The 18,327-nt window shown below is 33.4% G+C and carries 17 protein-coding genes and 1 other RNA gene; 7 read left to right on the top strand and 11 right to left on the bottom strand.

Annotated features, from left to right (window positions below):
- Positions 1–3 precede the first annotated feature (3 nt).
- The 3 genes from FJV36_RS11725 to FJV36_RS11715 all read right to left on the bottom strand — a co-directional run bounded on the left by FJV36_RS11725 (position 4) and on the right by FJV36_RS11715 (position 2,958).
- The gene (locus tag FJV36_RS11725; RefSeq protein ID WP_086454056.1) at positions 4–1,419 is read right to left on the bottom strand and encodes a rhodanese-like domain-containing protein; all 1,416 of its coding nucleotides are present in this window, start codon (positions 1,417–1,419) and stop codon (positions 4–6) included.
- Positions 1,420–1,493: 74 nt separating this feature from the next.
- Positions 1,494–2,282 carry a sulfite exporter TauE/SafE family protein gene (locus FJV36_RS11720; protein WP_158727995.1) on the bottom strand — a complete coding sequence of 263 codons (789 nt, stop codon included), beginning with the start codon at positions 2,280–2,282 and terminating at the stop codon, positions 1,494–1,496.
- A gap of 52 nt (positions 2,283–2,334) precedes the next feature.
- The gene (locus tag FJV36_RS11715; protein WP_158727996.1) at positions 2,335–2,958 is read right to left on the bottom strand and encodes a Crp/Fnr family transcriptional regulator; all 624 of its coding nucleotides are present in this window, start codon (positions 2,956–2,958) and stop codon (positions 2,335–2,337) included.
- A gap of 262 nt (positions 2,959–3,220) precedes the next feature.
- Here FJV36_RS11715 and FJV36_RS11710 point away from each other — a divergent pair, with 262 nt between their 5' ends.
- Complete coding sequence (locus FJV36_RS11710; RefSeq protein ID WP_158727997.1) at positions 3,221–3,532, top strand: rhodanese-like domain-containing protein; 312 nt, start codon at positions 3,221–3,223, stop codon at positions 3,530–3,532.
- 45 nt (positions 3,533–3,577) lie between these two features.
- Complete coding sequence (locus FJV36_RS11705; protein ID WP_158727998.1) at positions 3,578–5,158, top strand: NADP-dependent glyceraldehyde-3-phosphate dehydrogenase; 1,581 nt, start codon at positions 3,578–3,580, stop codon at positions 5,156–5,158.
- A 157-nt stretch (positions 5,159–5,315) separates the two neighbouring features.
- On the opposite strand, the gene katG is transcribed toward FJV36_RS11705, so the two are convergent.
- Complete coding sequence (gene katG, locus FJV36_RS11700) at positions 5,316–7,568, bottom strand: catalase/peroxidase HPI (RefSeq protein WP_158727999.1); 2,253 nt, start codon at positions 7,566–7,568, stop codon at positions 5,316–5,318.
- 260 nt (positions 7,569–7,828) lie between these two features.
- On the opposite strand from katG, the gene FJV36_RS11695 reads away from it, so the two are divergent.
- Positions 7,829–8,269: a TerB family tellurite resistance protein gene (locus FJV36_RS11695; protein ID WP_158728000.1), complete on the top strand. Its 441-nt coding sequence runs from the start codon at positions 7,829–7,831 to the stop codon at positions 8,267–8,269.
- Positions 8,270–8,343: 74 nt separating this feature from the next.
- Here the strand turns inward: FJV36_RS11695 and FJV36_RS11690 are convergent, their stop codons facing one another.
- From FJV36_RS11690 to FJV36_RS11675, 4 genes are read right to left on the bottom strand one after another with little or no spacing between them, the layout of a single operon-like run.
- A complete protein-coding gene (locus FJV36_RS11690; RefSeq protein ID WP_158728001.1) occupies positions 8,344–8,841 on the bottom strand; it encodes a DUF6691 family protein in 498 nt (165 codons plus the stop codon).
- A 10-nt stretch (positions 8,842–8,851) separates the two neighbouring features.
- On the bottom strand, positions 8,852–9,421 hold the full coding sequence (locus tag FJV36_RS11685; RefSeq protein WP_370514374.1) for a YeeE/YedE family protein: 570 nt from the start codon (positions 9,419–9,421) through the stop codon (positions 8,852–8,854).
- Between the two features lie 58 nt (positions 9,422–9,479).
- Positions 9,480–9,788 carry a DUF202 domain-containing protein gene (locus FJV36_RS11680; protein ID WP_158728002.1) on the bottom strand — a complete coding sequence of 103 codons (309 nt, stop codon included), beginning with the start codon at positions 9,786–9,788 and terminating at the stop codon, positions 9,480–9,482.
- A 4-nt stretch (positions 9,789–9,792) separates the two neighbouring features.
- Positions 9,793–10,125: a rhodanese-like domain-containing protein gene (locus FJV36_RS11675; protein ID WP_158728003.1), complete on the bottom strand. Its 333-nt coding sequence runs from the start codon at positions 10,123–10,125 to the stop codon at positions 9,793–9,795.
- A 300-nt stretch (positions 10,126–10,425) separates the two neighbouring features.
- Between FJV36_RS11675 and FJV36_RS11670 the strand changes: the two genes are divergently transcribed.
- Entirely contained in the window at positions 10,426–11,691 is a 1,266-nt protein-coding gene (locus FJV36_RS11670) for an acyloxyacyl hydrolase (protein ID WP_158728004.1), read from the top strand.
- A 272-nt stretch (positions 11,692–11,963) separates the two neighbouring features.
- Here the strand turns inward: FJV36_RS11670 and ssrA are convergent.
- Positions 11,964–12,360, bottom strand: a transfer-messenger RNA (tmRNA) gene (ssrA, locus tag FJV36_RS11665).
- Positions 12,361–12,424: 64 nt separating this feature from the next.
- The gene (locus FJV36_RS11660) at positions 12,425–13,624 is read right to left on the bottom strand and encodes a serine hydrolase (RefSeq protein ID WP_158728005.1); all 1,200 of its coding nucleotides are present in this window, start codon (positions 13,622–13,624) and stop codon (positions 12,425–12,427) included.
- A 247-nt stretch (positions 13,625–13,871) separates the two neighbouring features.
- On the opposite strand from FJV36_RS11660, the gene FJV36_RS11655 reads away from it, so the two are divergent.
- Together FJV36_RS11655 and FJV36_RS11650 are read left to right on the top strand one after the other, a co-directional pair.
- Positions 13,872–15,074, top strand: a complete 1,203-nt coding sequence (locus FJV36_RS11655; protein WP_158728006.1) for an NAD(P)-dependent oxidoreductase — start codon at positions 13,872–13,874, stop codon at positions 15,072–15,074.
- A 273-nt stretch (positions 15,075–15,347) separates the two neighbouring features.
- Positions 15,348–16,466 (top strand): hypothetical protein, encoded by a 1,119-nt coding sequence (locus FJV36_RS11650; RefSeq protein ID WP_158981120.1) that lies wholly within the window; start codon positions 15,348–15,350, stop codon positions 16,464–16,466.
- A 55-nt stretch (positions 16,467–16,521) separates the two neighbouring features.
- Here FJV36_RS11650 and fumC read toward each other — a convergent pair whose 3' ends face one another.
- Complete coding sequence (fumC, locus tag FJV36_RS11645) at positions 16,522–17,904, bottom strand: class II fumarate hydratase (RefSeq protein WP_158728008.1); 1,383 nt, start codon at positions 17,902–17,904, stop codon at positions 16,522–16,524.
- Between the two features lie 214 nt (positions 17,905–18,118).
- Between fumC and FJV36_RS16360 the strand changes: the two genes are divergently transcribed.
- Entirely contained in the window at positions 18,119–18,289 is a 171-nt protein-coding gene (locus FJV36_RS16360) for a hypothetical protein (RefSeq protein ID WP_086453821.1), read from the top strand.
- Positions 18,290–18,327 lie beyond the last annotated feature (38 nt).

The raw sequence follows: 18,327 nt of genomic DNA, 5'->3' as shown, positions 1-18,327 counted from the left end.
TTGTTATTTTAATATTTTACTTTGGCAAACAAAATCTGTTTTGGGAATATTCGTTTTTGCAATGGCGTTAAATCCCCCTTCAATTTCGGTAAAGTTTCTAAAACCGCGAGCTTCAAGGATAGAAGCTGCAATCATACTGCGGTATCCTCCAGCACAATGAATGTAAAAATGTTCTTTTGGGTCAATATCTTTAATCCAATCATTTATAGCAGCAAGTGGTTTATTATAAGCATCGTCTACGTGCTCTGCGCTATATTCAGTCTCTTTTCTTATATCAACGATTTTGCTTTCACCTATTTTTACTTCTTGTTCAAATTGTGCTGCCGAAATTCTATTAATTGTATCTATTTCATTTCCAGCATTCACCCATGCATCAAATCCTCCTTCAAGATGGCCTAATAAATTGTCAAACCCTACACGACTCAATCGTGTTACTGTTTCTTCTTCTTGTCCTACTTCACAAATTATCAATATAGGTTGTTGTACATCAGCCACTAGCGCACCTACCCAAGGTGCAAAATCACCATCTATACCTATGTTTATTGATTGCGGGATAAATCCTTTTGCAAAAACACCGTTTTTACGAGTATCAAGAAGTAATGCACCATTTTCTTCGGCAGCAGTTTCAAATTCTCTAGGAGTTAGTGCTCGCATTCCTAAATTCAATACATTTTCAAAACTATCGTACCCTTTTTTATTCATGGCTACATTCATACCAAAATAAGCTGGTGGAGGCAATAAACCATCTGTAACTTCTGCAATAAATTCTGCTTCGGTCATGTTTGCTCTTAAGGCGTAATTAGTTTCTTTTTGGTTCCCAATGGTAGAAACGGTTTCTTTACTCATGTTTTTACCGCAAGCACTTCCCGCTCCATGTGCGGGATACACAATAACATCATCAGCCAAAGTCATAATTTTATCACGTAGAGAATGGTACAAAGTAGCTGCAAGTTGTTCTTGTGTCATGTGTGCTGCTTTTTGAGCCAAATCAGGTCTTCCAACATCACCTATGAATAAAGTGTCACCAGAAAAAATGGCATGGTCTTTTCCGTTTTCATCAATAAGTAAAAACGTAGTACTTTCCATGGTGTGTCCTGGAGTATGCAACACCTTGATTGTCAAATTTCCTAAAGTAAAAATTTGGCCATCCACCGCAGAGACACATTCAAATTCGCAAGTAGCATTAGGACCATAAACAATAGGTGCATTTGTAGCACGACTTAAATCTAAGTGTCCTGAAACAAAATCAGCGTGAAAATGCGTTTCAAAAATGTATTTCAATGTTACACCATCTCTTTGTAATCTTTCAAGATATGGCTGCGTTTCTCTAAGCGGGTCTATAATGGCAGCTTCACCATTAGAAGTAATATAGTAAGCACCTTGCGCTAAACATCCTGTATATATTTGTTCTATTTTCATTTTTATAATTTATTTAGAGTACAAATGTACTTCTGTTTTTTAGTATTAACAGTGATATTTGTTACATAAAGTTTTTATTTAAAGAAAAATTCTTTAGTAATAATGTAGATGCCCATGAACAGTACAAACCAACCAAAAATAGGTTTTAGTTGCGCTCCATCTATTTTTTTTGATAGTTGCAAACCTATTAGCATTCCTATAAAAGCCATGCCCGATATTAAAAAAAGAATTTTATAATTTATGGGTGTACCAATGTATAAATCTCCACCAAAACCAATACTCGAGTTAATGAAAATAATAAGCAATGAGGTGCCCACCGCTTGCTTCATAGGTAATTTCGCAAAAAATAAAAGAGCAGGTATAATTAAAAATCCTCCTCCAGCACCCAAAAATCCAGTTACAATACCAATAAGAAAACCAATTGCACTAAGTTGTTTATAATTGGTCTTATTTGCTGAACTGCTAGGTTTTGATTTTCTGATCATTGTAATAGCAGATGCAATCATAAGTACTGAAAAAACTGACATAATAAGTGCGTTTTTAGAGACTTGATAAGAGGCTATTGAGAATAGGGTAGTGGCTATTTTAGGGAATATAACTTCACGAATTATTAATATTGAAATTACTGATGGTATGGCAAAGTACAAAGCCGATTTAATTTTTAAATTCCCCATCTTGTAATGACTAACGCAACCAAATAATGCGGTCACACCTACAATAAAAAGGGAGTAGCTAGTAGCAATTTCAGGATCTATTTTAAAAAGATATACTAAAATAGGTATGGTAAGAATGGAGCCTCCGCCGCCTATTAATCCAAGCGATAGCCCAATTATGATGGATGCAATGTATCCTAAATATTCCATAAACGATGTTGTTGAAAGGTGAACTAATTTTTAAAAACGTAAAATGTTAGTTTTAAAGAAGTTCAATATTATTACGATGAAGTGACACTTTTCCTCTTTGTTCCATTTTTTTTAACAATCGAGAAATTACTTCCCTTGATGTATTTAAGTCAGATGCTATTTCTTGATGCGATAGTTTAAGCTCTTTACAGCCGCAAGAAGTAGCGTGGCGTTGCAAATAAAATTCTAATCTTTCATCCATAGCTCTAAAAGCAATGCTGTCAATCACTTCAAGAACTTCTTCAAATCGGCTTCTATAGGTGTCAATAACAAATTCGTACCAGCTTCGGTGCTGCATCATCCATTTATCCATCAGGGGCAAGGGAATCATTACCAACTCAACATCCTCGACAACAAGGGCCATAATTTGACTTTTTTCATTTTTAGTAGCACATATCATAGAAATGGCACAAGCTTGACCTGGCTGCAAATAATACATGAAAAATTCCCCTCCATTTTCATCTTCCCTGTAAATTTTTATTTTTCCTTGAATAACTAGTACGGTACTTTTTATATACTGACCTGTACGCATAATTACGGTTCCAGCTGGATAAGATTGTAAGACTGCACTACTTTCTATTTCGTGAACTAAATCATTAGAGAAGGAGTGGAATATTTTTTTTATGGAGTCAATCATTTTTGGAATTATATTTTTTATAAAAGTAATCTAAAATACCAAATTTAGCCGTTTTTTCAGTTCTAAAAAATAATTAAACAGCTCATTAGTAGGTTGTTGAAAAATGTTTTCCTATGGATTTTATAGGCTTTTAAAGTGTGCTGTTTTATTTGATTGAATGTGAATGTTTTACGCAATCGTTTTCTTAGGATTAGAATCTAATTAACAATTGATTCGATAATTGTTTCATAAAAACATCGTATTTTTACAAAAAAACAATAGTATGAATTTAACACAAGAAGAGTGGGTTTCTCAATTTGAGGCCGACCAAAACACAGTAATTTTAGACGTAAGAACTGAAGATGAATTCAATGATGGTTTTATAGCCAATGCCATTAATATTGATATTCATAGGGGCCAAGATTTTATCAATGAAATTGAAGCATTAGATAAAGACAAAAAATATTATGTGTACTGTAGATCTGGTATGCGTAGTGCAAAAGCTTGCGAAATAATGAATCAATTGGGATTTGAAAGCACCTATAATTTACTAGGAGGTATTTTAGATTGGGAAGGTACTGTAGTAACGCCTTAATATTGCGCATGTGCTTGCTGATTTTTAATTTTAAAATTCAAAACAATGAATGTGATTCCCGAAGAATATCAGATTAAGAGTTTATTAAATCAAGACACCTATCTTGTTAATGGTGAATTAAAAAAATGGGAGGGACAAACTACTGCCGTTTTTTCTACAATTTCATCTACTCTGGAATATGGTCCTACCATTCTTGGTTCAATACCATTTATGGGCGAAGAGGAGGCTCTTGAGGCTGTACAAGCGGCAAGTAATGCCTATAATAATGGTCAAGGACTTTGGCCTACAATGAAGGTGTCAGATCGTATTAAGTGCATGACAAGTTTTGTCAAGCAAATGAAAGCAACCCGAGCTGAGGTAGTAAAGTTACTAATGTGGGAAATAGGAAAATCATTGCCAGATTCTGAAAAAGAGTTTGATAGAACCGTGGAATACATTTATGATACTATTGAAGATTATAAATTATTAGATAGAAATTCATCCCGATTTACTAAAAGTCAAGGTGTCAATGCCATGGTGCGTCGTGGGCCTTTAGGAGTTGTTTTGTGCTTAGGACCGTATAATTATCCGTTAAATGAAACTTTTTCATTGCTAATTCCTGCTTTGATTATGGGTAACACTGTGATTTTTAAGCCAGCAAAACATGGAGTACTTTTAATTTCACCTTTGTTAGAAGCTTTTAGAAATAGTTTTCCAAAAGGTGCCATCAATATCATTTACGGTAGAGGTCGCGAAGTAGCTTCGCCAATTATGAAATCTGGGAAAGTGGATATTCTGGCGTTGATAGGGAATAGTAAATCAGCTATTGCACTTCAGGACCAGCATCCTAATAAAAACAGATTACGTTTAATTTTAGGTCTTGAAGCGAAAAACCCAGCCATTATTCTACCAGATGCCGATCTTGATTTGACTATTCAAGAATGTATTGCTGGCTCATTATCTTTTAATGGACAGCGATGTACAGCATTAAAAATAATATATGTTCATGAAAGTATTGCAGATGAATTTAACACCAGGTTTGCTGCCAAAGTAGATGCTCTCACTTTTGGAAATCCTTGGGACAACGGGGTAATGTTAACTCCTTTGCCAGAAAAAGAAAAGCCCGCTTATATACAGGATTTAATTGATGATGCAATTAAAAATGGTGCTACAATCCTCAATGAAAAAGGGGGTGAGCATACGCCAAATTATATTTTCCCAGCAGTATTGTTTCCGGTGAATAAGGAAATGAGAGTGTACCACGAAGAGCAGTTTGGACCTGTTGTTCCTGTGATGACTTTCAAGGATATTCAAGAGCCATTGAACGATATGGCTGAGTCTAACTACGGACAGCAAGTAAGTTTATTTGGTAGGGATATTAAAACCATTGCACCATTAATTGATAGTTTGGTAAATTTAGTGTGTAGGGTAAATTTGAATAGTTCTTGCCAGAGAGGTCCAGATGTGTATCCGTTTACAGGTCGTAAGGATTCTGCGGTGGGTACTTTGAGTATTTATGATGCGTTACGATCGTTCTCCATTAGAACTTTTGTGGCCTCAAAGGATAACGAGTACAATAATGAAATTTTACAAGCATTATTAAATAGTAAAGAATCAAATTTTGTGAACACTGATTATACTTTGTAATCCGATTTAGTAGTTTTATAAAGCCATCTCAATGAACATGCCCCAATAAGTTAGACACTAATTGGGGCATTTTTTATGAAGAGAAAAATAAAATAGGTTTCATAAAAAAAGGTGATCTATTGCTAGGTCACCTTTTAAACAAATTAAAATTCAATATTTAAACCAAGTCAAAACGATCAAGGTTCATCACCTTAGTCCATGCAGCTACAAAGTCAGCTACAAATTTTTCATGTGCATCATGGTAACCGTAAACTTCTGCAAGTGCTCTTAATTCAGAGTTAGAACCAAAGATTAAATCAACTCTTGTTCCAATCCATTTTAATCCACCAGCCATTCTATCACTACCTACAAAAGCATCATCAGATTCTGAAACGGCTTTCCAAGTAGTTCTTAAATCTAATAAGTTTACAAAGAAATCATTAGTAAGTGTTTCAGGTCTGCTTGTAAAAATTCCGTTTTGCGACTTATCAAAATTAGTGTTCAATACGCGCATACCACCTACTAAAACGGTCATTTCTGGGGCAGTTAAGGTCAATAACTGTGCTTTATCAATTAACATTTCTTCGGCAGAAACAGTATATTTAGTTTTTACATAATTTCTAAAGCCATCAGCTTGTGGTTCTAAAACTGCAAACGATTCAACGTCTGTTTGCTCTTGTGAAGCATCCGTACGTCCAGCGGCAAAAGGAACTTTAACTTGAATTCCTGCATTTGCTGCAGCTTTTTCAACTGCTGCATTTCCAGCTAGTACAATTAAATCAGCAATAGATACTTTTTTATCAGTATTATGAGAATTGAATTCATTTTTGATATTCTCCAGCGCAGCTAATACACGATCAAGTTGAGAAGGATTGTTTACTTTCCAACTTTTTTGTGGCTCTAGTCTAATACGAGCACCGTTTGCTCCTCCACGCTTATCAGATCCTCTAAAAGTAGATGCCGATGCCCAGGCGGTGCTTACTAACTCTGAGATACTTAATCCAGATGATAAAACAGAAGTTTTAAGTGCTTCAACGTCTTGCTCGTTAATTAATTCAAATGTAACCTCAGGAACTGGATCTTGCCAAATTAACTCTTCAGCTGGAACTTCATTTCCTAAATAACGCACTTTTGGTCCCATATCTCTGTGAGTCAATTTAAACCATGCTCTCGCAAAAGCATCGTTAAAAGCATCAGGATTTTCTAAAAAGTGACGAGAGATTTTCTCATAAGCAGGATCAACACGCAAAGATAAATCAGTTGTAAGCATCATTGGTTGATGCGTTTTTGATGCATCATGAGCATCTGGAACTGATCCTGAACCACCATTATTTACTGGTTTCCATTGGTGAGCACCTGCCGGACTTTTTGTTAATTCCCACTCATAACCAAATAGGTTTTCAAAATAATTATTACTCCAGTTTACTGGTGTAGTAGTCCAAGCACCTTCTAGTCCACTAGTAATGGTATCTGCACCATTTCCAGTGCCATATGTATTTCTCCAGCCTAAACTTTGCTCTTCAATAGATGCACCTGCTGGTTCAGCTCCTACATATACATTAGGATCAGCAGCTCCGTGGGTTTTTCCTAGCGTGTGCCCACCAGCAATCAAGGCAACTGTTTCCTCGTCATTCATAGCCATACGTGCAAATGTCTCTCTAATGTCACGTGCTGCTAATAGTGGATCTGGATTTCCATCTGGTCCTTCTGGGTTTACATAAATAAGCCCCATTTGTACAGCAGCCAAAGGATTTTCTAACTCACGATCTCCTGAGTAACGGCTGTGTGGTTCTGTACTTAAAGACAACCATTCTTTTTCTGGTCCCCAGTAAATATCTTCTTGTGGTTCCCAAACGTCTACACGACCTCCAGCAAAACCAAACGTTTTAAATCCTGCTGATTCTAAGGCACAGTTTCCTACTAATACCATTAAATCTGCCCATGAAACTTTGTTGCCATATTTTTGTTTTATGGGCCATAACAACAAACGAGCTTTGTCTAAGTTGGCATTATCTGGCCAGCTGTTTAATGGTGCAAATCTTTGTGTTCCAAAACCAGCTCCACCACGACCATCAGCAATACGGTATGTTCCTGCGCTGTGCCAAGCTAAACGTATAAAAAACGGACCGTAGCTTCCGTAATCTGCAGGCCACCAGTCTTGAGAAGTTGTGATAACTTCTTTAATATCATTTTTTAAAGTCTCTAAATCTACTTTTTTAAATTCTTCGGCATAATTAAAGTTGGCTCCCATGGGATTGTTCTCTAATGAATTTTGACGCAGAATTTTTAAATTAAGTTGGTTAGGCCACCAATCACGATTTGTTTTACCGTGAGTAACACTTTGTTTAGGCGCAGCAGATGATGCCCCAGAGAAAGGACATTTACTCTCTCCGTTTACATTGTAAGAGGTTGGTTTTGCATTATGTTCCATAGTATGTTTGTTTTTTATTTTTCTGAATACAAAGTTATTTAAAACACCCGTAGTAAATTAAAAAATCAATAGATAAAAATTATAGTTCGAATTATTATTTATATGCTAATATAAAAAATATTGCTCTTTTAATCTCACTTTTAAGGTGTTAACTTTGTGTTAGTCTCTATTTATTTTGTATTTTTTTTTTGACATCAAAATATACACACACTCTAGATTGTTTTTATAAATGGTTAATTGTAAATTTAGCAAAAAAAATTTTGGAAAAAGACATTAATACTATGGGAGAAAATCCAATTCAATCTGAAGCTGAGGCTTGGTTAGGAATTTTATATACTTGTATAAAAGCAGATCATCATATATCTGAAGCCGAAAGAAAATCGCTATCAAGAATACTGTATTCTAAAGAAAAATTTAAGAATGTAGATTTCGGACCTTATTATGAAACTGCCGTCGTATTATATCAAGAGTTGGGACAGCTTAAATATATAAAGGCTTGTTGCTCTTGGATAGAAACCGAAGATAAAGAGACCTTGTTTGCTCTTGCCTTAGAGGTCTTATTGGCTGACGGAACATTAGAAAAAGAGGAAAAAAGTCTTATTGAAATTTTATCCAATCATTTAGGTGTGAGCACCTCTATGTCTAGTAAAATTATCGAGGTTATGTTTTTAAAAAACAGAGGGAATATTAAAGTAAAATAAGTACTCTAATAATAAGAACACGATATAGAAAGGTTACTTATTATATTATGTTTTTCTTTAAAATTTCAATAGTTTTAATGAGGCAGTTTATCTCTAAAATAACCATATACCCAAGTGCCTACGATTGCAAAAAATAGGGTTACAATCATCACGGTGGCGCCCGTTCCAATTTGTGCAAACAACGGTCCTGGACAAGCTCCGGTTACTGCCCAGCCCAATCCAAAAATAAGTCCACCATAAACTTGTCCTTTGTTGAAGGTTTTGTCGTGAAACTCAATTTTTTCTCCATAAATGGTTTTGATATTGAATTTTTTTATCAAAAAAACGGATGTCATTCCCACTACAACGGCACTTCCAATTACACCATACATGTGAAAAGATTGGAAAAGGAACATTTCCTGAATGCGATACCAACTGATAATTTCTGCTTTGATGAAAACAATTCCAAACAAGATACCAATGACAAGATATTTTAAATTATGGTACCATTTGTGTTGTAATTGGCTTTCGTTAATACAAACCGTATCCAAGGAACGCATTTCGAAATCAGTATTTTGATCTTTTATATTCATAATTAGTATTTTAAAGTGAAAGAATAAATGGTAAAATAAGGTTTGCCATAATCAAACCGCCTATGAAGAAACAACATGTCGCAATTAATGATGGTATTTGTAAATTAGACAAACCAGAAATAGCGTGACCACTAGTGCAACCTCCCGCATAACGAGAACCAAAACCAATGAAAAAACCACCAACGACCATCATGAAAAAGCCTTTGAGTGTAAACAAACTTTCCCATGAGAAAAGTTGTTCTGGTAGCATTCCGTAAATTTCAGTAATGCCGTAGCCTGCCAATTCGGTTTTTAGATCTCCATCAATGATAATCGCATTAGGATTTGACAAAAAGCTGTAAGCAAGTATGCCACCTAATAAAATTCCGAAAACGAAAAACATATTCCAGATTTCTTTTTTCCAATCGTATTTGAAAAACTTAATATTTGCTGGTAAACAAATAGCGCAAGTATGACGCAATGAAGCACTAATGCCAAATGATTTGTTGCCAATGATTAACAAAGCCGGAGCGGTAAGTCCAACTAGCGGGCCCGCAATATACCAAGGCCAAGGTTCGTTGATTAATTCTAAAATTTCCATAAACATGCTGTTATATTGTAATTGATACAAAGTTTATTTATTGTAATTCAAGTACTTTTTAAAATTCATAATATTCCAATTGATATTCACCAATGTGTTTTTTATTAGAAGCAATTGATTTTTTGTGTTTTACATAATTCATACACCCAATTGTAAAAATTACGAAAGATGCACTAAAGAGGATGATTTCAAACAAGATACTGTTCTCTACTTTGATCACATTTTTAAGGCTTAAACCTGCAATCAAGAAATACATTGAGGTTCTTAAAAAGGAAAGAAATGTAGATTGATTTGCCAATGTTGTTCGTTGAAGTGCTAGTTTTTCTCTTAAAATAAGATCTTTATTAATTTGTTTTGTAATTTCCATGACACTATTTTTTTTCAGTAATCTTCCTAAGAATGTCTTGAATAGTAACCCAAGTACCTCCGTTTGTAACATTATTAATACCGTTTTTGTTTAATAGTGATTTTGCTTTTCCACTACGATTACCGCTTCTACAGTAAACAATAATATTTGTTTTACTCCTAAAGTGGTATAGGTTATTTTCAATTTGGTCTAAAGGTATATTGACTGAACCGACCACATTTCCCTGCGAAAATTCATTTTGTGAGCGAACGTCTATTAACAAGGCGCCCTCTTGTATCATTTTTTCTAAGATACCGTTGTCTTTTTTAGAAAATATATTTTGTAGAATGTGAAGCATAACTGTTTTTTTTAATGTATTTGTATCAAAGAATGTTTCCTTTTATAATTTTATCTATGCAAAAGTAGCAATGCTTTTTACCTCGGTTAGTGACATAAGTTACATTGCATTTAGAATGTAGAATTTTAGAGCTAAACAGCTTTCTAATTTTAAAAAAAACTAGATGAATTATAACTATCATTGAAAGTTACTTTGAATCTGGTGAAAGATTTGACTATTAGGTTATTCTTTTTGCTATTTTTACCGCTTTTTTAAGGATAGCATTATGAGTATGCACCTAATAATTTATTGTAGTAGAATATGGTTTCAAGGATAGTTTTTTTATTTCTAATTTTTTCATTTCGGGTAGGTTACGCACAAGATATTGATTCAAAAGGTAAAAAGGATCATCGTTTTATAGGGCTTGGTTTTTCTATGGGTAAAACATTGCCATCGATAAGTATTTTTCCCGAGACTGAAAATCAAAAAGGAATAGATTTAACTTTTGGAAAAACTACCTATCAAAATAAAACATGGGCTAAATTCCTTAATTATCCTAAAACTGGAATTGCAGTAACGTACGCCGATTTTGGTAATCTTAAGCAAGTAGGATACAGTGTTGCCGTTTTGCCTTTTTTAGATTTTGGAGTATTTCAAAGCTTTACAAATAGAGTTCGTTTTCAAGTAGGTCTTGGAGCTTCCTACCACAGTGTGATTTATGATAAGGTTACAAATCCAGGCAATTATGGGGTTTCAACACCCATAACTTGGGCATTTAGGTCGTTTGTATATTATGATGTAGCACAAACAAACCAAGTAGCTGTAAAACTTGGAGTAGGAGCAACGCATTTTTCTAACGGACATACTAGATTGCCTAATCATGGTTTGAATTCGGTTTTGGCCACGCTTAAAACTGAATTTAAGTATCCTAAAAAGGAACTGATTGAAATACGTAAATCGGCTGATACTAGTCAGTCATCAACACAAAATTATATTTCTACCCGTTTTGGTCTAGGACAAAAAGTGTTGGCAAGAGGTTATAATTCGGTTGAAAACGTTTACACAGCATCATTTGCCATTGGAAAAATAAAAAATAAGACCTACAAATATGGTTTAGGTATGTATTACCGTTTTTATGATGATTATTTTAATTTTATAAAAAGTAATGATGAGTTGTTAAAGAATCAATTTGCATACTTAAAGGAAAATCCATTTCATAACGCAACCACTTTAGGAATGTATGCTAATTTTGAAATTTTAATGAATCATTTTAGTGTCGAAACGGAATTGGGAGTCAATTTTTACAAACCCTCTTATAAATTAGATTGGTACTTAAACAATGGAAGCTCAAAGTCAGGGCAATATATTGCAAAAGATTTTGCGGTAAAAGCAAGGGTAAAACAGGTGATTTCTTCTCGATTGGGTTTTAGGTATTACGCCTTTTCTACCCAAAAATCTCCGCAACACAACATATTTTTGGCAGCAAATATAAATGCAAATCTAGGGCAGGCTGATTTTACGGAGCTAAGTTTGGGATATGTTTACTCTCCAAAGATTAAGGCTAGTACTCACCTAGAGCATCATTAAAAATCATTTTAAAAGAATTTTGTAATAGCATTCTAAAACTGCTTTGAGTTCTCTTAGGAAACATATATCAACTTTAAGAATGTTTTCTAATTACTGATTACATTGCTAAAAGCTTGACTGTTAATAATAAAAAGATTGTATTGAATAAATATTTAATTGCTTGATGATAGTATAATTATCTTTGACTTGAAAGTAGTAATGGGAAGATGTTGGGAAAGACTAAAATAAAAAACCTGTTAACATCTATAAATCAAGACATTAACAGGTTTTTAAAGTGGAGTCGCCGGGAATCGAACCCGGGTCCAAACAAGCAATTCATACACTTTCTACGCGCTTATTTCCTGATTGAATTTTAGACGCAGTGCTAGGCCAGAAACAGCCACACTTTGCTTAGCTACTTTAGTTTCGAAAATTGTCCGTAGCTTACAAAATTCTAGGTTTTAATTTACGATTCCCCTGTTTCGAACGCTAAAAACCAGAGCTTTCGAGGAGAATCCTGCTTTCCTACCTGGTAGGACGAGGCTAATCTTACTATAATTCGGATTATGCAGCAAGAGCGTAGTTTCCTTCGCCGTGTAAATGTTTTGAAACCTTTTATTAACGAGAATTGTCCCAGTTCTCGACGTGCTTATGTATCAATTCGACTTGCTGTCAAAACCAGTCGACCCCTTTTTTAATCAGGTTGCAAATGTACAACTAATTTAATCCTTTAAAACAAAAATCATTCCTAAATTTATTCATCTCCAATCTTGAACGGATAATCCCCAAAAAGAACAGCCAGCTTTCTAACATTATAGGTTTTTCTTGTAAATTTATTTGATAATGCAATAATTGTAACGCCTTCCTCTTTTAAGGTAATGTAGGATGAGGTATTACCATGCCACCAACCATTGTGAAAATAAAAGTTTTGCCCTGTATCCCAGTTGATCATTCTAATCCCAAGACCGTAATTTTTTGTCCCCTTACGTTCATTGCTGTAACCTTTGTAGACTTCTTTTAATAATGAAGGATTTAAAAATTGAGTACCACTTCTAGCACGGTCAAATTTTAATAAATCTCTTGGGGTGGAGTATATATTTTTGTCTCCATAAACAGCATCTAAATAATCTTTACCAATTTCTATTTTATTCCCTTTGTATGATGTAACAGCAGTGTTTTTATCTTTTTCATAATCAAAAACGTAGGTGTTTTGCATTCCAAGCGGTTCAAAAATAAGTTGTTTCATTGCTTCCTTATAAGTCAAGTTTGTAACTTTTTCTATCAATAAGGCTAGTATAGCATAATTGGTATTGCAATAGCTAAAACGTGTATCTGTTTTGAACTCTAACGCTATGTTTTTTGTAGCTAGTAAGTTGAGAATATCTTTATTTGTTAAAATATTTTTCCTGTCCCAAACACTTTTGTCTCTATCTGTAAAATAGGCATAATTCCGCATTCCGCTTCTATGATTCAGTAGAGTTCTAACAGTCACATCGGGATATGGGAATTCTATTAAAAGCGTATTTACTTTTTGATCTAAAGAGATTCGTTTTGCATTTACCAATTTTAAAATAGCAGTAGCTGTTATCACTTTACTTACAGATGCAATGTGAAGAGGAGTGTTTGCTTTTATTAGGGTTTGATCTCTAAAGTTTGAATAACCTTCGTATTTTTCAAAAATTACTTGACCATTTTTAGCTACTAGAAAACTTCCATTAGCAGTATTATTAGGCCAGTTTTTTTTGTAAAACGAATCAATTTGTGCTCTTTTTTGGTTTATATACAGTGCCTCAAGTGGTGCTTCTTTTTGCAGTAATGGTTTCATTATAGGCAAAGTAGTTTTAGGAAGTTGATCGTCTCTGAGTTCAACTTTTTTCTTCACTTTTTCACAGGAGATTAAAAGGGATAGGAGCAGGATAATATGTAGTATATTTGTATTTTTCGGAAATTTCATCAAATGTGGCTTTAAAGGCAAATATATAGAAACGGAGGCTTTTAAGAATCAGTTATTTTTTGATCTTAACACAACTTTATAAACGTAAAAAAATGAAATTGTTGTTATTATTTTGTATTTCAAGCTTTAGTGAAATATGAAGTCAATCAAATGTTGAAAAAAAAGGAAATTTTAAGATACTTTTGTTATATTTGTAACAAATACATATCATAAAGTTATATAAATTTAATTATAAGTTATTTAAATCATGAAGTTCGGAATTATAAAAGAAAGAAAAAACCCTGTAGATCGGAGAGTTATTTTTTCGCCAAATGCTATTGAACAAATTTTGACACAGTATGAAGAAGTGTCAGTACAGGTTGAAGCATCAGATTGTAGGGTTTTTGCGGATTCACAATATGAAAATTTAGGGATACCAGTTACAGAGGATTTGAGTGATTGTGATTTCTTATTTGGAGTTAAAGAAGTTCCTGTTGAGAATTTAATTCCTAATAAATCATATTTCTTTTTTTCTCACACTATAAAAAAGCAACCGTATAACAGAAAGTTGCTGCAAGCCGTTCTGGAAAAAAACATTAACTTATATGATTATGAAACTGTTGTTGATGATTCAAATAGAAGGCTTATTGGTTTTGGTAGATATGCGGGTATTGTAGGTGCTTATAACAGTATAAGAGCATTTGGACTGAAATTTGAACTTTTTAAAATGCCCAAAGCTGAAACGTTATCAGGCAAAGAGGCTTTGATTTTACAACTTAAAAGAGTAATACTACCACCGATAAAGTTTGTTGTTACAGGAACTGGTAAAGTAGGAAATGGGATTAAAGAGGTATTGGATGCTATAAAAGTTAAAGAAATTTCGGCGGAAAATTATTTGACAAAGAAATATACACAACCGGTTTATACACAAATTGACGTATTAGATTATAATATTAGGACAGATAGATCTTTAAATGATTTTACTGATTTTTATCAAAACCCAAAATTATATGAGTCTAATTTTGAACGTTTTACAAAAGTTTCGGATATTTATATTGCAGGTCACTTTCATGGTAATGATGCGCCTATTATTTTATCTAGAGCTATGTTACAATCAAATGAATGTAAACTCAAAATTGTTGGGGATGTATCTTGTGATGTAAATGGTCCCGTTGCTTGTACCCTTAGAGCATCAACTATTGAAGACCCCTTGTATGGTTATTTGCCAAGTGAGGATAGGGAGGTTGATTTTTTTCATCCTGCTGCAGTTGTAGTAATGGCAGTTGATAATTTACCATGTGAATTGCCAAAAGATGCCAGCGATGGTTTTGGAGAAATGTTTATTAATCAAGTGTTACCAGCTTTCTTTAATCAAGACAAAGATGGAATTCTTGAAAGAGCTAAAATTACTGAAAACGGAAAATTAACGAAGCGATTTAGTTATTTACAAGATTTTGTTGATGGGAAGTAGTTCTTAAAACCTATCAATTAAAAAGTCGTGAATTTATTCCCGACTTTTTTTTCTTTTGAAAATAATTGATTTATTAAATTTAAATCTCAAAAAGAGAAAAGTGAATACAATTATTAAATTGATAATGAAAAGTAGATTTAAGTAAAATTTCAATTGAAATTTTAGATTATTTTTCAGTATAATTAATTTTTTTATTTAATGTAAAAATATTTCGAGTATTATTTTTGAAAATCAAATTATTAATCTAATTTGCTACACTTAATAGAGTATTAAATGTTAAAATATGATATTTTATTAGTTTTATTAACCGAATACCGCACAGAATACATGAGAAAGAACTTTACTTTATTATTATTGTTATCTTACATTTTTGTTGGATATGCCCAGAAAGATCAAATTAAAGAGGCGCAATTACAGTTTAAAAATGGTAATTCTCAAGGAGCATTATCGATTCTAAAAAAAACGCAATATTTAATTAATAATGCTGTTGCAGATGACAAGTCAGAGTTTTTTAAGCTTAAAGCTGAAATTTATAAAAGTTTAGCGGACCAAAAAGTTGAACCAGCTGCTAATCTTTCTGCTGCAATTGCTGCTTATAAGGAATTAATTGCGGAAGAAGATCGTATTGAAACTTATAAATACTCTGTAAAAGCCCGCGAAGCTATTAAGTTGATTAAAGCTGATGTGCAAAATAATGCCATTAAGGACGTTAATAGTGATAATTATGCCGAAGCAGCTAAAAAAATGTATGTCTTGTATGAGATAGATAAAAAAGATACAATCAACTTATACCTTTCTACTTCTTATTATTTAAAGGTTAAAGACTACGACTCGGCTTTAATAAATTATAAGGAGTTGAATAAATTGAATTATACTGGTAGAGGGATGGAGTATTATGCAGTGAACAAAAAAACTAACGTTGACGAATTGTATTTTAGTATTACAGAAAGAGACTCTTACGTAAAAGCTGGAATGGCAGAAAAGCCTAGAAATGTTGTCGCAGTTTCTAAGAGAAATGAAATTCTATTAAATATGGGTTTTATTTATCGAGAGAAAAAAGATTTGGCTGCAGCCGAAAACTGCTATAAACAGCTCGTTGCATATGATCCTACATCAGTTGATGGATATTTAGAACTGGCGTATTTAAGTTTAGACAAGAAAAAAGCAATAGGTGAGCAAATGAGTGTTTTAGGAACCTCCAAAGCAGAAATGCTTACCTATGATAATTTAAAAATTAAAATGGATGATATTGTAAAAGGTGCCATTAAATATCTTGAAAAAGCAAATGCGTTGCAGCCTAGTGATAAAACAGTTTCTGATTTGCTATTAAAGTTATATCGTTCTATGGATTTGATTGCGGAATATAATGCCTTAAAAGCCAAAACTAATTAACAAACTCTTAGTGAATTTATTATAGCCCTGTAATTAGATTACAGGGCTTCTTGTTTTATATCATTTCAGTAGGTTTTACCCAATTATCAAAATCTTCGGGTGTTACATATCCAAGACGTATTGCTTCGTATTTTAATGTGGTACCATTTTTATGAGCGGATTGAGCAATTTCTGCTGCTTTGTAATATCCTATTTTTGGGTTTAAGGCGGTTACTAGCATCAATGAATTGTCTAGTAATTCTTTAATTCTGCTATGATTTGGTTCAATTCCTTGGGCACAATGAAGATCAAATGACAAGCATGCATCACTAAGTAATCTAGCAGATTGTAAAAAATTTGATGCTATAAGGGGTTTAAATACATTTAATTCATAGTGACCTTGCATTCCACCAATAGTTATTGCGACATCATTTCCTATTACTTGTGCGCATACCATGGTCAATGCTTCACATTGCGTTGGATTTATTTTGCCAGGCATTATAGATGAACCAGGTTCGTTTTCAGGAATGAGGATTTCATTAATTCCGGATCGTGGTCCAGAGGACAGCATGCGGATATCATTTGCAATTTTATTTAGAGAAACGGCCAATTGTTTTAAAGCGCCATGACTCTCAACAATAGCGTCATGAGCAGCTAAGGCTTCAAACTTATTTTGGGCTGTAATAAATGGATGTCCGGTAAACTCAGTAATGTATTGAGCAACTTTTACAGCATATCCTTTTGGAGCATTTAGGCCAGTTCCTACAGCAGTTCCTCCGAGTGCTATTTCAGATAGGTGCGGTAGTGAGTTTTTTAAAGCCTTCAATCCATAATTTAATTGGGCTACATATCCCGAGATTTCTTGTCCAAGGGTTATAGGTGTAGCATCCATCATGTGGGTTCGACCTATTTTAACAATAGTATTAAATTTAATTGCTTTAGCTTGAAGTGTGTTTTTTAATTTTTCAATATTTGGAATAGTACTTTCAACTATTATTTTGTAAGCAGCAATGTGCATTGCCGTTGGAAAAGTATCGTTTGATGATTGGGATTTGTTTACATCATCATTTGCATTAATAAATTGGTTTTCTCCTATTTGTAAATCTTTAATAATTTGAGTTCTATTTGCAATCACTTCATTTACATTCATGTTGCTTTGAGTTCCAGACCCAGTTTGCCAGATTACTAATGGAAACTGATCGTCAAGTTTTCCGTCTAAAATTTCATTACAAACCATAGCAATACAATCTCGTTTTTCCTCTGATAGAATTTTTAAATCGCAATTGGTGTATGCGGCTGCTTTTTTTAAGTAGGCAAAACCATATATGATTTCTTTTGGCATAGATGCCGCTTCTCCAATTTTGAAGTTATTTCTAGAACGTTCTGTCTGTGCTCCCCAATATTTATCTATTGGAACACGTACCTCGCCTAACGTATCTTTTTCAATTCTATACCTCATTTTATTTGACTTTATTAATGAACTTATTAATGTATGAATAGTGCAATCGTTTTAAATTATGTGAAATTTACGATTTCTAGAAATGAACGGCTTGTTTATGTAATGTACGTAATATAATTATTTTGACAAGTGCATCTTTAGTTTTTATGTTTTTTTATTGCTACCAAAAATAATTAACGTTACATTTGTACCTACATTCAAAATTCCGGAAAACATGTTTGAATTTTCACAGTATTTAGGCTTTTTACTTTTCTTAACCATCCTAACAATGGGATTTTGGTTAATGTTTTTTCTAGTTGGTTTCGTATCCTATTGGGTTGGCGGTGCAAGTTGGGAAGCATACAAAGAGAAGAAAGCAAAAAAGAAGCAAGAACAATCTGTTTAAGCTTTTTTAGTATTATAAAGAACTCGTTTTTATGAGTT

Source organism: Flavobacterium sp. I-STPP5a, from assembly GCF_009764685.1.
In the GTDB taxonomy this organism is placed as follows: domain Bacteria; phylum Bacteroidota; class Bacteroidia; order Flavobacteriales; family Flavobacteriaceae; genus Flavobacterium.
This window is presented reverse-complemented; position numbering and strand designations above follow the sequence as displayed.

Excerpts from the sequence above, each read along its gene's own strand:
- katG (WP_158727999.1), bottom strand. The coding sequence starts at position 7,568 with ATGGAACATAATGCAAAACCAACCTCTTACAATGTAAACGGAGAGAGT.
- FJV36_RS11670 (WP_158728004.1), top strand. The coding sequence starts at position 10,426 with ATGGTTTCAAGGATAGTTTTTTTATTTCTAATTTTTTCATTTCGGGTA.
- FJV36_RS11715 (WP_158727996.1), bottom strand. The coding sequence starts at position 2,958 with ATGATTGACTCCATAAAAAAAATATTCCACTCCTTCTCTAATGATTTA.
- FJV36_RS11675 (WP_158728003.1), bottom strand. The coding sequence starts at position 10,125 with ATGCTTCACATTCTACAAAATATATTTTCTAAAAAAGACAACGGTATC.
- FJV36_RS11680 (WP_158728002.1), bottom strand. The coding sequence starts at position 9,788 with ATGGAAATTACAAAACAAATTAATAAAGATCTTATTTTAAGAGAAAAA.
- FJV36_RS11660 (WP_158728005.1), bottom strand. The coding sequence starts at position 13,624 with ATGAAATTTCCGAAAAATACAAATATACTACATATTATCCTGCTCCTA.
- FJV36_RS11655 (WP_158728006.1), top strand. The coding sequence starts at position 13,872 with ATGAAGTTCGGAATTATAAAAGAAAGAAAAAACCCTGTAGATCGGAGA.
- FJV36_RS11690 (WP_158728001.1), bottom strand. The coding sequence starts at position 8,841 with ATGAATATAAAAGATCAAAATACTGATTTCGAAATGCGTTCCTTGGAT.
- FJV36_RS11650 (WP_158981120.1), top strand. The coding sequence starts at position 15,348 with ATGTTAAAATATGATATTTTATTAGTTTTATTAACCGAATACCGCACA.
- FJV36_RS11725 (WP_086454056.1), bottom strand. The coding sequence starts at position 1,419 with ATGAAAATAGAACAAATATATACAGGATGTTTAGCGCAAGGTGCTTAC.
- FJV36_RS16360 (WP_086453821.1), top strand. The coding sequence starts at position 18,119 with ATGTTTGAATTTTCACAGTATTTAGGCTTTTTACTTTTCTTAACCATC.
- fumC (WP_158728008.1), bottom strand. The coding sequence starts at position 17,904 with ATGAGGTATAGAATTGAAAAAGATACGTTAGGCGAGGTACGTGTTCCA.
- FJV36_RS11685 (WP_370514374.1), bottom strand. The coding sequence starts at position 9,421 with ATGGAAATTTTAGAATTAATCAACGAACCTTGGCCTTGGTATATTGCG.
- FJV36_RS11705 (WP_158727998.1), top strand. The coding sequence starts at position 3,578 with ATGAATGTGATTCCCGAAGAATATCAGATTAAGAGTTTATTAAATCAA.
- FJV36_RS11720 (WP_158727995.1), bottom strand. The coding sequence starts at position 2,282 with ATGGAATATTTAGGATACATTGCATCCATCATAATTGGGCTATCGCTT.
- FJV36_RS11710 (WP_158727997.1), top strand. The coding sequence starts at position 3,221 with ATGAATTTAACACAAGAAGAGTGGGTTTCTCAATTTGAGGCCGACCAA.